This window comes from Paenibacillus sp. FSL R5-0475, from assembly GCF_038004585.1.
Lineage (GTDB): Bacteria > Bacillota > Bacilli > Paenibacillales > Paenibacillaceae > Paenibacillus_AQ.
On sequence record NZ_JBBORK010000001.1, the window covers coordinates 2001466 to 2017943 of the forward strand.

A 16478-nucleotide genomic window follows, 5' to 3' on the forward strand; every position below is an offset into this window, starting at 1 on the left:
GAGGGAGGGATATGTTATGCGCTTAAGTATTTCGGGGAAAGTTATGATGATTTATGGATCGATCTTTATCATCGTTATTATCCTTACCTTTAGCTTGTCTTATTTCGGGATGGTAGGACGTCTGCGTAGCGATTTGAAAGATACACATATTGCGCTACTCAAGCAGATCGACGATAAGATCGAACTCGTGTTTCGCTCAACAGAGAAAGATTTGCTGAATTTATCTGAACAACTTGAATACGTGTATTTCATGTATGACAGTTACGATGATGTCTCACAGAAGTATGCGAATTTCTTCGGTTTATCGAACAAATTGAAAACGATGGTTCATGCCAACAATCAATTTTCCTCCGTCTTTATTTACTCGAATACGAGCGGTGATGTATTAACGGATAAAGCTTATATCAACAAAAACGAGTCAGAAGATCATTGGTTAGGAAGTTATCTATATATGGATGGTTATACGAAGTGGATCGCGACGCACAAGATATGGGATGGGGAGAAAATGCAGGATGTCGTCACATTAATCCGACCCTATCCGCTAATTAGTAGTCCGGCTTACCGGAAAGGTCTTGTAGCTGTCAATATTAATGAAGAGGTACTCTACCGCATGATTAGCGATGTGTTCGATGGCAATCAAGAAGGAATACATACGTTCATCATCGATGACAAAGGGAACATCGTGACGCATGATGACAAATCACAATTATATAAGAATATGACAGACATTCCTTACATCAACCGGATACTAGGTGAGAAGGGGAGTGGGCAATTCGCAGTCGAATGGAATGGAGGCAAGCAGTCCATCTTCTATACGAAGTCCAATTATACGGGTTGGAGAATTGTAAGCGTTATTCCTGAGACTCAGTTGTACCATCCATTAGCATCGATTCGAAATCTTATGATCGGGATTGTTGTCTTGATGGTCGTACTCGCATTATCCGTGCTGTTCTACGTGAACCGTCGAACCTTTAGACCGCTGGATCGCTTGGCAAATAAAATGACTGGCGCATTCAAACCAATGAAGCCGGAGCACGCCGCCAGACTTGATTATTTAGAGACGGTATTTGATCAAATGTTCATGGATCGCGAGCAGTTGGAGCAGCGAGTTCGGGACTCCAAGCCGATCCTGAAATGGAGAATCGTGATGGATATGTTAGCGGGTTATCGAACTGAGTATTCGTCCGTAAGCATCCAGTTAGAATTTACTGGGTTTCCATTGCATCCGAGCATGTTTGTCGTCTGTACAGCTGAGATTGAGAAAGAAGGCAGTATGAGCTCCAAGGATGAGACGCTATATACCTATGTGTTCTGTAATGTCGCCGAAGAGTTGATCAATATGGAGACTGCCGGCATTGCAATCGACTTAGGTTCAGGTAGATCTGCTATTATTTTTAGCTTCGCAGAAGGAGATGTGGAACAGAACCATTTGCAAGCCCTAACGATTCTTGAACTCATCCTGGACATTATGAAGCATCAGTTCGGACTACGCGTAACGGCCGGGGTAGGTAGATGTTATTCCGATATGAAGGATATTCCGACATCGTATGAGCAATCACAAAAAGCACTGCAATATCGCATGGTGTTCGGCAGCCATGCCGTTATCTCATTTGAAGATTTGATCGGCTCGGATAATCAATATTATTACCGGCTCATTAAAATGACAGAGCGAATTATTGAAGCGCTTAGGCACACGGAGATCGAGAAAATCAAGAAAAATGTTGCACTCTTATACCAGGAGGCGATAGGGAACGGTCTGTCCCCGGAGCTCATCCGGCATTTATCCTATGAGCTGGTGATAAAATCGTTGCAGGCCATTGCTGCGACAGGCATTGAAACAGACGAAGTACTAGATAGCATGGGCAATCTTCATGAACGAATGAACCGTTGTCATGATTGGAAGGTACTGGAGCAGATCGTACTGGACGTGCTTACGCAGATAGCAAGCAAAGTAAAAGAGAAGCGGGAGCAGCGGGGCAGTAATAAATTGATCGAAGCCATGTTGATCTATATCGAGGAGCATTTTAGAGAAAGCGAATTTTCACTTGCACAGTTGGCTGATCAGTTTGAGCTCACTCCTACGTACATCAGCAAATTGTTCAAAGAGCATACCGAGAAGAACTTCATTGATTACTTGATTGAGACACGGATTAAAGCTGCTGTTGGCTTGCTCATAGATAAGAATCGCAAAATCAACGATATTGCCGAAGAGGTTGGGTATAACAATACTCGAAGCTTTTTACGGGCATTTAAGAAATATACAGGCATGACGCCTTCGGAGCATCGGGATTGGATGCTAGATACGAATGCCGAAATCACCGTGGAATAAGATTTTTACGAAACTCATCACAAAAAAATGAACGAAGCATAAAAAATGCGACCCGACATCTTGTAAGAAAAGTCACTCATAGCATAAGGCGTCTCTTTCCGGGTTAAGGCTTCTTATCCTACAATTTGAATCGTAGCACTCATCAGTCGCATGTCTTCATGCGAAAGGGTGAGGCGAGATGATGTGAAAGGATGAGAACATATGAAGGGGAGGTTAGCGACAGCGAAATCGCAGGCCGGATCGCATGTAGTACGAAGCGGAACACACAGGCGGTCGATCTGGAGTAGAATGCTGCAGGACAAACATTTATATCTTATGCTTGTGCCTGTCATCGGATTTTATTTTCTGTTTAAATACGTGCCCATTGTCGGAGAGGTCATTGCTTTTAAAAATTACAGATTCTCGGACGGTGTATTCGGCAGCGCTTGGGTTGGATTCAAACATTTTCAAATGATTTTCGCAAGCTCAGATTTTTGGAGGATTCTAAGAAACACGCTTGTTCTTAACTTGTATAGTCTGGTGTTCGGCTTTCCTGTTCCGATACTACTAGCTCTCTTATTAAATGAAGTACGTCGTAACTGGTATAAGCGGATCGTGCAAAATATGCTGTACATTCCCCACTTTATGTCGTGGGCAGTGCTAGGGAGCATTGTTATTGCTGCGTTATCGCCGAGTACGGGAATCGTGAACCTTCTATTGAAGAAAATAACCGGCGGGGAAAGCATCTATTTTATGGCAGATTCGTTCTGGTGGCCTATTGCCTATACCCTTGCAGGGATTTGGCGAGAAGCTGGTTGGGGAACCATTCTTTATCTGGCGGCCATGGCTTCGATTGATCCTCAGCTCTATGAAGCAGCTAAAATCGACGGCGCCGCCAAACTGCGGCAAATCTGGCATATCACATTGCCTGGTATTCGCGGTACTATAGCCATTTTGCTCGTTCTTCGAATGGGACAAATGATGGATGTCGGATTGGAGCAGACCCTTGTTCTCCAGAATAATTCCGTACTGGATGTGGCCGATGTCATTAGTACGTATGTGTATAGGGTAGGGCTTCAGAACATGAACTACAGCTACACGACGGCCATCGGTTTGTTTCAATCCATCATTGGTGTCATTCTTATTCTCAGCGTCAATCGACTGATCCGACTTTTCGGGGAACGGGGGTTGTGGTGATCCAATGATACGAACCGAAAAAAGACTCTTAAATAAACTCGCAATGGTAAGCGCTTACGCAATCCTAGGTGTTATTTCGTTGTTAACCTTATTCCCCTTCTGGTACGAAATCGTGGCTTCTTTCAGCAGCAGCAGGGCAATTACGTCCGGTGAAGTGTTCTTGTGGCCAATTGAATTCAATACCGTTGCTTATGGTCGGCTATTCGATGATGGACAGCTCATCAAAGCGCTGGGAAATACCGTCGTCGTTACGATCATCGGAACACTATTAAACGTAGTAATGACGATTATGGCAGCATACCCGCTCTCAAGGAAGAGATTGGTGGGAAGAAGCGTATTGCTGATGTTCATTACAATTTCCATGCTCTTTGTGGCTGGGTTGATTCCAAACTTTATTTTGATTAAGTCGCTTGGGCTTATGAATTCATATTGGTCGGTATGGCTTCCAGGCTTGATCAGTACGTATAACATGTTCGTGATGAAGACGTTTATGGAAGGCTTGCCGGAGGAAATTGAGGAGTCGGCATCCATCGATGGCGCGGGCGACTGGCGGATCCTTTTACAAATCTATTTGCCGCTGTGCAAGCCGATCTTGGCGGCGTTGTCTCTGTTCTACGCTGTCAGCTGGTGGAACAGTTATTTCAACGTGATGCTGTATATCACAGAATCAACGAAGCTGACCGTTATGGTCAAGCTATATCAGATGATTAGTCTGGTGGACAGTAACTTATTGAACAACATGGGGGGAAATGAGGCGTTGGAGCAGGTACTCCTGACACCAGAGGCGCTGAAGGCGGCTGCCGTCGTCATCGTTGTCACGCCGATCTTATGTATGTATCCATTCCTACAAAAGCATTTCGTTAAAGGTGTACTTATTGGGTCGGTCAAGGGTTGACGACTGATATCACAGGGCTGAAGGCTCTTGATATAGTTCAATAGGAAAAAGGGGATGAAACGATGAAGAAGCTGAAACAAGCCATGATGACTATGATGGTGATCACGATGTCCGTGACGATGCTGTCCGCATGCAGCTCGAACAAAACTGTATCAGAGAAACCGGTTAATTCATCGGGCACAGCTACCACAGTAAATGAGGAAAACAAGAAAGAAATCAGCATTTCGATGTTTGATCGTGGGAAAGTGCCGACAGAGGAAGGGACGTATGAGAATAATCGCTGGACGAAGTGGATCAATGAGAAATCACCCGTCCATGTGAAATGGGTTCCTATTGCGCGGAATCAAGCACAGCCGAAGTTGAACGCACTCATCGCCGCTGGGGAAGCACCTGATCTAATCTGGGAATACGATCGGAATTACATCAGTCAGTTGGCAAATCAAGGCGCAATCCAACCGATTGGCGAATATATCGACAAATACAGTACGACGTACAAGGCGTATCTAGAGAAGCATCCTGAGCTACAGCCCTACTTGAATTTTAACGGAAAAATTTATGCGGTGTCGTTCGCACGGGAAACGCTTGCCAACCACGGGATGTGGATCCGTCAAGACTGGTTGGATAAGCTTGGACTGAAAGCGCCGACAAACGTGGAAGAGTTCATCGATGTTGCCCGAAAATTCAAGGAGGGGGATCCGGATGGTAATGGTCAAGCAGACACCGTACCGATCGCATTAAGCGTGAGTTCCAACTCGATTGATCAAGCTTTCTTTTTTACTAGCGAGAACCAATGGTACGTCGAGGATGACAAACTGCAATTCGGCAGAACGCTAGATCGGTATGTGGATACGTTAACCTTCCAGAAGCAGCTCTTCGACGAAGGATTAATCGACAAGGAATATATCACGGATACGAATTTCCAGCGCTCAGGTCAACTGCTGACGACAGGCAAAGCTGGCATCTACCTTGCCAACTGGGATATCGAAGAGTTGAATAATAACTTAATAAAAAATGATCCCACAGCAAAGCTAGTTCCATTGGAGTCGATCAGCAGCAAATATGGCAAAAACGGATTGTATCAAGAGGCACCGCCGAGCGTATTCACCGCGTTCAATAGCAAAATGAATGAAGATCAGATTAAATCAGCAATTCAATTTATCGATTGGATGCTGCAGGATGGTTGGGAACCGCTCAGGTATGGCGAAGAAGGCGTCCACTTTAACATAGTCGACGGCGTCCGGCAGAAAACCGACCCGGATAAATTCAAGAATGAAGTTGCCTATGCTTCTGAATATGCGATCATGCTCGATAATGTGTTACGTCCAGAGACGTTCCTCGCTATGGCGGCCAAGGATGAGCAGTCACAAAATTATGCCAAAGAGAAGGGTAAGTCGCTTGAACTGGTCATGAAAAATAAATACCGCAGAGATATCCCTTTTAATCCTGATTTCCCGGAATTGACCCAATTAATCGCGACATTTAATCCGATCGCACAACAGATTGAAGCGAAGGTTGTGACCGGCGGAAACTCGATGACGCCTGCACAAGGTCTGAACGAGTTACAGAAAGAATGGAAGCGTCTTGGCGGCGACAATGTGGAGAGGCTCGCGCAAGCGTGGTATGACGCAAACAAAGATAATCTGAATTAGAACGCTGTTGAAACACTCGGTAGGTATACTTCTGATTGCCTAAAGGATCAGAAGTATACCGTAACCAGGTAAAGCTAAGGAGGAAAAACATGTCGAGCACGAAATTCAGCAGAATACACGAAGAGGAAACCCAGTGGCTTCCCTTCCTCAAGAAAGCATTGGAACCCAAACATGTGAATTACAATGATGAGATCAAGTTGCTTCGCACACCGTTTACGAGTCCAGGGTATCATACGAAGCTTAGAAATGTAGAAAATGTTCACCCCATCCGGGAGTCTCTGGATTATGCCCTGGCCATTCTGGATTGCCATGAAGATGCTTATAAAGATCGGGCGTTCGAAATACTGCGAACGATTCTATCCCTTCAGGATCAGCAGCCGGATTCGCCTACCTTCGGAATATGGTCATGGTACTTTGAGGAGCCTCTGTCCATGATGTCACCGCCGGATTGGAACTGGGCTGATTTCATCGGGAGGCGACTACTGCAAGTGTTGATACGTCATAGCAACCGACTTCCGGGCGATCTTGAGCAATTAACAAGCCAGGCGATCTCCCATAGCTGCGAAGCCATCATCAAAAGAAATGTCGGACCTGATTACACGAATATTGCGATTATGGGGGCATTCGTTACATTGATTGCAGGCGAACGCTTAAAGAACCGCACCTATTTCGAGTATGGCTTGGAACGACTCACGCGCCTATACGATTATTCTATGCAGACCGGCGCATTCCTCGAATATAATAGCCCGGCGTACAGTACGGTAGCCATTCTGGAACTATCCGCACTTGTGATGTATTCGAATACAGCAGAGGCCAAGCGGTTGGCGAACGAGATGTTAGAGGCGACCTGGCTGATGGTTGCCGAGCATTTCCACCCGATGCTGAAGCAATGGTCCGGACCCCACGCCCGTTCATACCAGACATTCCTAAGTAATTCGCATCTCTCATTCCTTCAGATGGCCTGTAAAGGTGACGTGTCATTTGTAAGCAATGACGAATTCGTATATGGACTGGAATGGTATGCGCAAGGCATCGTCTGTCCGGAGCGGCTGTATGGACTGTTCACCAGTATTGTTGAGCGGGAACTGAGGCAGGATTTGCCTCCTTATCACGAGTTCCGGACGCGGAAGGCTTATACGTACATGACTTCTGAGTTCACGCTTGGCACGTTCAATCATAATGTGATGTGGAAGCAGTGCCGAAATCTGCTGGGTTACGTTCACACCGGAAATCAGGGGCGAAGTTATATCCAGCTTCGGGTGCTGCATGACGGTTACGACTTCTGTTCGGCGGTGTATACAAGTGTACAGGAGCAAGCTTCCGTACTATATGGCATCCAATTCGCTCTGGACGGCGGAGATACACATGTGAATTTGGATCCTATCCACGGTCGAATGACGGCGTCAGATCTGCGAATCCGGCTTGAAATTGGCAGTACTGGTGATGTACCTGCATGGAAACAGATCGGCAAAGATGCATTCCAAACGTATCTTGGAGAGATGACGTTATCGGTCAAGGCTTTATATGGCGCGATGGATGAATTCAGTGTGTTTCATTGGGAATTGGTCGAAGAGGGTCCGATTGTTAGCTTGGATTACGTCCTCTACAAAGGAGAACCTTCGATGATTGACTTCCATGCGATGAAGGAAGCGTTGTTCATGTTTGCATTGACGCTTTGCGGACCGGACGAGGATTCCGACAGAAGGTCGTCGCTCTCTATCTCGGAACATGAAGTTCAAACATCGTTGGAGTCGCCTGACCAATCGCTAACATTGAAGCTAGCGAAGAAGCCATCCGAACGGGTCGTATTATTTCATAATTAACAAATAAGGAGGACGTAAGTTCTTAAGTTTAAGAACGTGAAATCAAGTAGATTAACAATAAATAATTGAGGTGAGAAGGGTGTTCAATAAGAGCTCAACGAAAGCCTCCAATCGTATCTTGGGATTAACATTGTCGTTAGCCTTGCTTCATAGTCTTGTACTGCCATGGCCTGCACCGATGTTCGTAACGTCATCTATCGCCTCTGCTAATACTGCTCCCACGGTTGTCCAGTTGAATCCGCTCGAAGATACCTATGTCAATGCTGGAGGGAATGCGAGTAAAAATTATGGGACCTCTAATCAGCTCATTGTCAAAAATTATAACGCGGATATTAATTTAAATCGGCAAACGTATTTAAAATTCGATCTTAGCTCCATTACCGGAGAGATTGGCACGGCCAAAATAAAGGTATATGCCATTGATACAGAGAATTCGACGATCGGCGTTCAAGCGTATGGCATGGAGGACGACACCTGGGAAGAGCAGTCAGTGACCTGGAATAATAAACCTGACATCAATCATTATTTGTCCTCCGCTAATGTCGGTAAGACGGCAAGCTGGCAAGAATGGGATGTAACGGCCTTTGTCAAACAGCAAAAGGCTGCAGACGGTATAGCAAGCCTAGCATTGATACAGCAGGCGGCGCAAGGCCATTCGGTCTCTATCAACAGCAGGGAGAACATCGTCAACCAGCCCTACCTGGACATTTCTTCCAATAGGACGAATGCAAATGCACCGAGTTGGCAAGGTGGTGGAGCACTGAGCGTCACCAATATAACGGAGTCTGGTCTACAGCTCGAATGGTCCACAGCAACCGACCCAGTTGGCGTGACCGGTTATACGGTGTATCGAAATGGCAGCATCTTAGGGACGGTGAATGGAACAACGACTTCTTACACCGTATCGGGATTGCAGCTAGGTCAGAATTATACGTTCAAAGTGGAAGCCGGAAACGCCCAGAATAAATGGAGCAATGATGGTCCGTATGTTACAGCAGCGACACCAACGACGAAGCTGATCCAGACCCGTCCAGGGAATGTCTATACGAACAGTGAGCCGATTCAGTTCAAAGTCCGAACGGCGAGGCCATCTGTCGCATGGTCTGTTTACGATTATCAAGGAGCATTTGTATCGGAAGGCGTGGCACCAACGGTTCATAACGAAGCCATATGGACTGTTCCACATTCCACGTATGGATATTTCACACTGCATGTCAGAGCCGATCTTGCAGGGAGCGATCCTGTATTAATTAAAACACCATTCACTGTACTTGCCACTCGTGATGCAACGGGAAATGAACATGCTCCGTTCGGAGTATCGACTCATTTGCATCGTTTTCCACAGGCCATGACTCCTGATATCGTGAAGCTGATGAAGGATGCCGGCATCCGCATGGTGCGGGGCGGCTATGAGTGGCCTGGCATCGAGCGACAGCAGGGGAACTACACCTTTACCCCTCAGCCGGACTATTACATGAATATGCTAGATTCAGACGATTTTGATTTCCTTTATGTATCCGGATACACTAACCCCAATTACGACAATAACAGTACCCCTTATACAGATGCCGGGCGGACAGGATTCGCCAATTATATGAAGGCTTACGTCGATCATTACCAAGGCCAGATGGATGCCGTTGAAGTATACAACGAATTTTATGGCAGCTTCGGAGATCGCGGCAATGGGCCAGCCGATTCCAAACCAGAATTCTATTATCCACTCTTGAAGAAAACGTATGAGACGATCAAACCTATGTACCCTGAACTGCCTGTTCTTGGAACATCGACAGTGGGTAATCTCAAATGGATTGAAGATGTGCTTAAGCTGGGCGGCATGTCATATATGGATGGGTTCTCGATTCATCCCTATCTATATCCCGGTGCGCCGGAAGGGTATGAAACCCAGATTGCTGATTTGAAAAATTTGATTCTGAAGTACAACAACGGAAATCTGAAGCCGATCTGGATTAATGAGACCGGATGGCCAACCCAGCTTGATGCCCGCGGCGTGGATGAGAAGACCCAAGCCAATTATTTGCTTCGCGCTTATGTCGTTGCAATCGCGAATGGTGTGGATCAGGTTGTATGGTACGACCTGATCAATGACGGGATCCAAAATATTAATGAAGATAACTTCGGCCTTTTGCGAAATCCGAACGATCCGTTAGGGAGCCTTACACCAAAGCCCGCCTATACGAGTTTTGCGACTATGACAAGGATACTGAACAACGTACAGTTCGTTGCGCGGGATGTCACGGAAGAAGATATTCGAAGCTATACGTTCGATAAAAATGGTGAACCGGTTCGTGTCTTATGGACAACAAGCACATCGACGCCAGTCGTCATACGTACGCCGAGTCCGATTCAGATCACGGATATGATGGGAAATACGCACACATACACGCCGTATAATGGCAACGTATTTGTGACATTAAGCAATGAACCCTTTTATGTGGCAGGAGAAGTTAGAGGTATTGAGAAGGATTCCACATTTACGTTAACAAGTAAGTCATCACACGTAGGTGATTCGATGTCACTCGCCCTTGAGACGGATAACAAGATGTCCGATGACTTTGATTTCAATCTAGTTGTAGAAGGACAGCACTATTCGGTGTCTACACCTAGCGGTCAGAAAACGACGGAAACAATCAGCGTGCCGAGTGGTAACGAACCGGGTACTCGTCTTATTACAGGCGTATTGATGAATGGGAGCGAGAGAGTCGGCCTGTTGAGAAGTTCGGCATCGACACTTCCATCGTATAACGTTCAGGTACGACCTACTCTTAATGAATCGGATAGCAGCAAAGCACTTATGGTTACAATTAAGAACGAATCCACAACCAAGCCGATTCAGATTAATAAAGTGGAATGGAGATTCGGAACCCAATCCGGATCGGAGGTTCTGAATGTTTCGATTCCAGCTGATGCATCTACCTCCGTGAAATTCCCCCTATCTGCCATTAGCCTTGGTGTTAGTAGTACAATTAAAGTGACAGTTAATGTCGATGGTTTTGATCCGTATACCTACACGGGATCTGCCGAATTTAATCCTGTGCCCCTTAGGTCTGTTGCAGTAGATGGAGTGCTAGATCCGGACACGGCAGCCAGCGCATCTCCGATCGATCTGTCGAAGGGTACGGTCAAAATGACAGGCTATCAAGGTGCAGGAGATTTAAGCGGAAATGTCTGGATCAGTTACGATACAAACCAACTCTATCTATCTGCGAAAGTAAAGGACAATGTGCATTATTCTTCTTTCCTGGGTGCCGATATTTGGAACAACGACAGCATTCAGTTTGCCATTGCGAATGGCCTTCCGGGTGAAGAACCGTATTGGTACGAAATCGGAATTTCTCAAACACCTGATGGTCCGCAAATATACAGTTGGAATGCCCCTCCGGGCGTGATTAAAGGACCCATCACCAATGGTCAGCTAGCTATTACAAGAGATCAAGAGCAGAATACGATCTACGAACTATCTCTCCCTTGGTCGGAAGTCGCACCGATTAAGCCGGAGAAGAACGGGAACTTCAGCTTCTCGTTGCTTGTTAATGACAATGACGGATCCGGCAGAAAAGGGTTCATTGAATGGGGAGGAGGAATCGGCGACGGGAAGTTATCTTCCAAGTTTCGTTCCATGCAGTGGATTGTTACTGACATGACCCCTCCGACGACGATCGCTTCACTCGAAGGGACGGAACGTAACGGTTGGTATATGAGCAGCGTACAAGCGACACTGAGCGCAACCGATGACAAGTCCGGTGTAGCATCCGTGGTATACAGTTTAGATGGCGGGAAAATATGGCTACCGTACACGATTCCTCTGACTTTTGAACAAGACGGTATGTATACCCTACTGTATCGATCGATGGATCGAGCAGGAAATGTGGAGGCAAACCAGAAAATCACCTTCCGCATAGACAAGACTACACCAACGGCATCAATTGTATACAGCACTACGGAACCGACCAAACAAGAGGTCATCGCTACAATGACGGCAAGTGAGCCGGTTACGATAACGAACAATGAGGGAGCAGATAGCTATACGTTTAAGGAGAATGGCATCTTCACATTCGAATTCGTTGATGCAGCAGGGAACACGGGTACGGCGAAAGCGGAGGTAAGCAACATCGTGGCGAATGCTTCTGGGGGTCCCGGTAAACCCGAACTATCAAGCAATAACGGCCATGATACAGGCTTAATGGACGGAACTTATGACGTAAAGATGAACATGTGGTGGGGAAACAACGGTACAACTTACAAATTATATGAGAATGATGCACTCATCGATACACAAACACTCAAAGACGTATCACCTCAAGCCCAATCCACAGTCACCTCCGTGACGTACAAGGCAAACGGTACGTACCGCTATATCGCTGAACTGACAAATGCATTCGGTACCACGCGAAGCAACATACTAACTGTGCGCGTGACCGATGCTGATCCAGGCCAACCAGTTCTCTCACATGATAACTGGAATGGGGATGGAACCTTCAAAGTGAGCATGAACATGTGGTGGGGAACAAATGGGTCGTCGTACCGGCTTTATGAGAACGGCGTGCTCATCGATACCCAGACGCTCACCAATAAGACACCTCAAGCGCAATCGGCAGTAACGGAGATCCGTGATCTACCGGCGGGCATGTATGAATATCGATGCGAGCTTGTGAACGAAGCTGGCGTGACATCGAGTAATACGATCACCGTACACGTGCAATAATCCTTAGCCGCTAAATCACAAAGACGCCAATACATCACGTGGTATTGGCGTCTTCAACATGTTGAGCATTCGGGCTTCTGCCGCAGCTGCATATTGCTAGATGATTAGGCTTGAAACGTTCACCCATCGATTGATGAGTGAACGTTTTTTTGCTGATAATACCCCTTATTCCTGGGACATTGGTGTTTGGTATACATCGAGACAAATCTTGGTCATCTCATCAATGGATTTTGCAAAGTCGGATTGTATCCATTTGAGGAGAACATTATAGAGGGCCCCCGCTTTAAAGTATATTCGGTACACATTTTCATCGCTTTTGTCGTGAGCAGTAGAGAGCATCATTTCATTCAAGCAATGCAGAATCACATCATCAAATTTTGCGCTTTGAAGTGCTTTGTAGATGTTCCGCTGCTGAAAAACAACTTCAAAAAGCACTCTGATAAATTTTTGAGGTTCTTTAGCTTTGCCTGTTAATTCATTGGTGTAAGGTAAGAGTTTTTGATTAATTTCGAAAATAAGCGAATCGACCAAATCCACCAGGATCTCTTGCTTGGAGGAATAGTTGTTGTAATAGGCCGTTCGAGAGACCCCTGCACGCTTCACAATATCGGTGATGGTGATTTTGTTAAAAGGCTGTTCCTGGATCAAGTATACTAATGCCGTGCAGATGGCTTCTCTTGTCAAACGGTTGGTTTCTTTATTGGAACGATGCTGAGAGGTATTCGGACTGTATAATTCATGATTTGAGATGACATATCCCCTCCGTTTGTACATTCTGGTGTTCGTTTTATTGTTTTACATGAGTCTTTTCAATATGCTAAAACCATAAGGCATTACAAATGTAATGTCAAAATAGTAGTAGATAAAATGGGAGGGCGTCATGTTAGAAAACTTATATAGACGATTGTCAGCGGGGCTGCTTTTGATCCTAGCACTTTGTGCTACGGTATTCATTGGCAAAGAAACGGTAATCTCGATAGTGACCATTACCCTTTTGTTAGCGGAATTAGGCATCTCTTTTTTACTTTTAAAGAAGCGTGAAAAGTTACATGTGGTGTTAATTAGTGCGATGGTGGCAGAAGGGTTGTACTTACTGACAAGAGAATTTTGGCTGCTTGCGCTTTCTATCTTGCTGCTGATCGTAGCGGGCATATGGAGAGGACTCTTTGGACAAAAGGTGCGCAGAAGAGTCACTCCATTGATAGTGGTTCGTAAAGTGTTATTCAGCATTGCTGCTCTTATCGTTACTGCACTTTGGGGTATTGGAATCTATTCAAAACCTATTACAACACCTGTGGCATTAGCAGCTGATGCGGCTGTGACGATCGATGAACGTAAATTGGATTCTGCAGCAGTGATGCTGAAGGATATTGAAGTAATGAATTCTTTTGGAAGCCGTACAACCGGATCTGAGGGTCATAATCAATTTATTTCATGGCTGGAGCAACAGGTAACAGATATGGGGCTGAAAGTTTATCGTGATCACTATACTTTTGACCGATGGGAAGAAAAGAGCAGCTCTTTAATGATTGATCAGCAGTCAATTCATATCTCTTCAGCTTTTCCTTATTCCGGGGAAACTGACGAAAATGGGGTAACAGGGGAGCTGGTATATACGAAGCGTGGTGAGTATGACCAGGCCAGCGGAAAAATTGCTGTCATTGAAATTGAGAATTTCAGAAATTTCCCAAGTGGGATCGTTATGAACATGCGGGATTCCTCTCCAATGGAAAGCCAAATTGCCCCAAATGAAGGCGATCTAGTCCTCACTACAGCTTTAAAAGAAGCTAAATTGGAGCAAGCGAAGGAAATGGGTGTGAAAGCTGTTGTTGTTGTCTGGAAAGGGGTATCCGACGATAAGGTTGAAAAGCAGTATGTGCCTTTTACTACAGCTTATGCTGGAATTCCTGCGATCTGGGTCAATGAAACGGAAGGGAAAAAGGTGATCAGTGCAGCCCAGGAGCACAAAGAAGGTACGGTTATTTTAGAAGCGGAAATACAAAAAAATGCTCCAACAGAATCCTTTTATGTGAAAATTGACGGGAAAAATAAAGATGAAGCGATTATCATAAATACCCATACGGATGGGATAAATGTGGTGGAGGAAAATGGTGCTGTGGGCATGCTGTCCATGATTCGTTACTTACAGCAGGAGCAGCCGGAACGTACGATGATTTTCGCTTTTGTGACAGGCCATTTTAGATTACCTGATTTCAAAGGATCTTCTCAGGCGACTTCCACTTGGATGGAGGGGCATCGAGAGCTCTGGGATGGCAAGAAAGGCCATATAAAAGCTGTAGCTGGAATTACGGTTGAGCATTTAGGCAGTATGGAGTGGAAGGACGATGATACGGGTCACTATAGACCAACTGGAAAAATAAGTACAGAATATACCTATGCGGGCAATGAAATGATGGCGGCCATTTGGCTGAAGGCTATTGAAAACACCGACGGCACACGTACTGTATTATTACGTGGACATAACAAGTTTGAGTTTGGAGAGAGTCAGCCTTTATTTGAAGCAGGGATACCGGTGATTGGCTTCATTCCAATGCCCGACTATCTGCTCGTGGATAGTGAAGATAGAGAGATGGGCAAATTTGATGCAAAGCTCATGAATACACAAATTATATCGTTACTGAAGGCGGTCAAGATAGTGGACGGAACGGAGACGACTAAGCTTGGAAAGTCAGATGGGTATTCTTTTTTCTATGGCCGTACTAAATGATGAATTGGAGATTGGCTGATGATTAAGAACTTAGTACCAAAAGAAAAGGAGAAAAAAACTACATGTTGATCAAAAGTGTTAAGGATCTTGAATTACAAGAGTTTACAACTTGCTTTAACGAAGCCTTCTCCGATTATGTAATTCCATTTCATGTTTCTTCGGAGTATTTAGCTGATAAATTTGCAGGTGCGGGAGTAAATTATCAGATGTCGTTTGGTGCTTTTGATCAAGAGAAGCTGGTTGCATTTGTTATGCATGGCATCGGGGATCGTAACGGCGAAAGTACTGCATTTAATACTGGTACAGGAGTCGTTCCTTTATATAGAGGGAGACGGCTAGTCGAACAAATTTATCGTCATGCTCTTCCCATCCTTAAAGAAGCTCATATTCAAAAGTGTTTGCTTGAAGTGATTCAAACGAATGATAAAGCTATAAAAGCGTATACCGCCATAGGATTTCAAATTCATAGAGAATTGGCTTGTTTCAAGGGGCGTATTGATGTCACCCTTCCGGACGATCATAGACATACATTCATTACTATGGTTCGACTGGAAGAATTCGATTGGACATCGGTACATTCTTATTGGAATTTTGAACCTTCTTGGGAACAATCTGTTCATGCAATTTTACGAAATCCGCATTTATACGATGTGGTCACGATAAGGGAAGAGAATAAGATTTGTGGATACGCGGTAATAAAATCGGCCAACGGAGCAGTTGTACAGTTCGGTATTTTGCGAGAAGAAAGAAACCAGGGATTTGGGCGTTCCTTATTTCATTGGATGGGAGAGAGACATTCTATCATCACCGTCAATAATGTAGACAAAAGAGATACAAATTCTATACGTTTCCTTCAAAGTGTTGGTCTTGACGTATACATCGAGCAATATGAAATGGAGAAAGATTTGTCATGACGAAGATGACATTAGCTTTAATTCAAAAACACTGATGATTTGAGTCAGTGTTTTTTTTGTTGCAGAAGGGGGTATATATTAGAGGTTAAAATGAGGAAATATTGTTTTTTTCTAACATCGAAGTAGGAGGAGACTTGTGAAATCATATATACGCTATTGAATCAATAGCTCTTTTGGGTTCTTTTTATGTTATTCACTGAGTTGTCAGAAAGATTTGACCCTTTCTTGAACATTTAGGGAT

8 protein-coding genes and 2 pseudogenes are annotated in these 16478 nt (G+C 45.0%); 9 read left to right on the forward strand and 1 reads right to left on the reverse strand.

The window, feature by feature from the left end:
• Window positions 1-16: 16 nt before the first annotated feature.
• The 7 genes and pseudogenes from MKX41_RS08760 to MKX41_RS32295 all read left to right on the forward strand — a co-directional run.
• Window positions 17-2329: a helix-turn-helix domain-containing protein gene (locus MKX41_RS08760; protein WP_340969667.1), complete on the forward strand. Its 2313-nt coding sequence runs from the start codon at window positions 17-19 to the stop codon at window positions 2327-2329.
• A 201-nt stretch (window positions 2330-2530) separates the two neighbouring features.
• Window positions 2531-3505, forward strand: coding sequence for an ABC transporter permease (locus MKX41_RS08765; protein WP_340969671.1), 975 nt, complete (start codon window positions 2531-2533; stop codon window positions 3503-3505).
• A 4-nt stretch (window positions 3506-3509) separates the two neighbouring features.
• Window positions 3510-4400 carry a carbohydrate ABC transporter permease gene (locus MKX41_RS08770; RefSeq protein WP_076283707.1) on the forward strand — a complete coding sequence of 297 codons (891 nt, stop codon included), beginning with the start codon at window positions 3510-3512 and terminating at the stop codon, window positions 4398-4400.
• A 62-nt stretch (window positions 4401-4462) separates the two neighbouring features.
• Window positions 4463-6049: an extracellular solute-binding protein gene (locus MKX41_RS08775; RefSeq protein ID WP_340969675.1), complete on the forward strand. Its 1587-nt coding sequence runs from the start codon at window positions 4463-4465 to the stop codon at window positions 6047-6049.
• Window positions 6050-6138: 89 nt separating this feature from the next.
• Window positions 6139-7872, forward strand: coding sequence for a hypothetical protein (locus tag MKX41_RS08780; RefSeq protein ID WP_340969676.1), 1734 nt, complete (start codon window positions 6139-6141; stop codon window positions 7870-7872).
• Window positions 7873-8050: 178 nt separating this feature from the next.
• Window positions 8051-11779: pseudogene (locus MKX41_RS08785) on the forward strand (CBM96 family carbohydrate-binding protein); the annotation flags it as partial.
• A gap of 255 nt (window positions 11780-12034) precedes the next feature.
• A pseudogene (locus MKX41_RS32295) lies at window positions 12035-12595 on the forward strand (chitinase N-terminal domain-containing protein); the annotation flags it as partial.
• 165 nt (window positions 12596-12760) lie between these two features.
• Here MKX41_RS32295 and MKX41_RS08790 read toward each other — a convergent pair.
• Complete coding sequence (locus tag MKX41_RS08790; RefSeq protein ID WP_179086711.1) at window positions 12761-13279, reverse strand: TetR/AcrR family transcriptional regulator; 519 nt, start codon at window positions 13277-13279, stop codon at window positions 12761-12763.
• Window positions 13280-13475: 196 nt separating this feature from the next.
• On the opposite strand from MKX41_RS08790, the gene MKX41_RS08795 reads away from it, so the two are divergent.
• Window positions 13476-15323: a hypothetical protein gene (locus MKX41_RS08795; RefSeq protein ID WP_340969680.1), complete on the forward strand. Its 1848-nt coding sequence runs from the start codon at window positions 13476-13478 to the stop codon at window positions 15321-15323.
• A 62-nt stretch (window positions 15324-15385) separates the two neighbouring features.
• Complete coding sequence (locus MKX41_RS08800; RefSeq protein ID WP_076283694.1) at window positions 15386-16237, forward strand: GNAT family N-acetyltransferase; 852 nt, start codon at window positions 15386-15388, stop codon at window positions 16235-16237.
• Window positions 16238-16478: the final 241 nt, after the last annotated feature.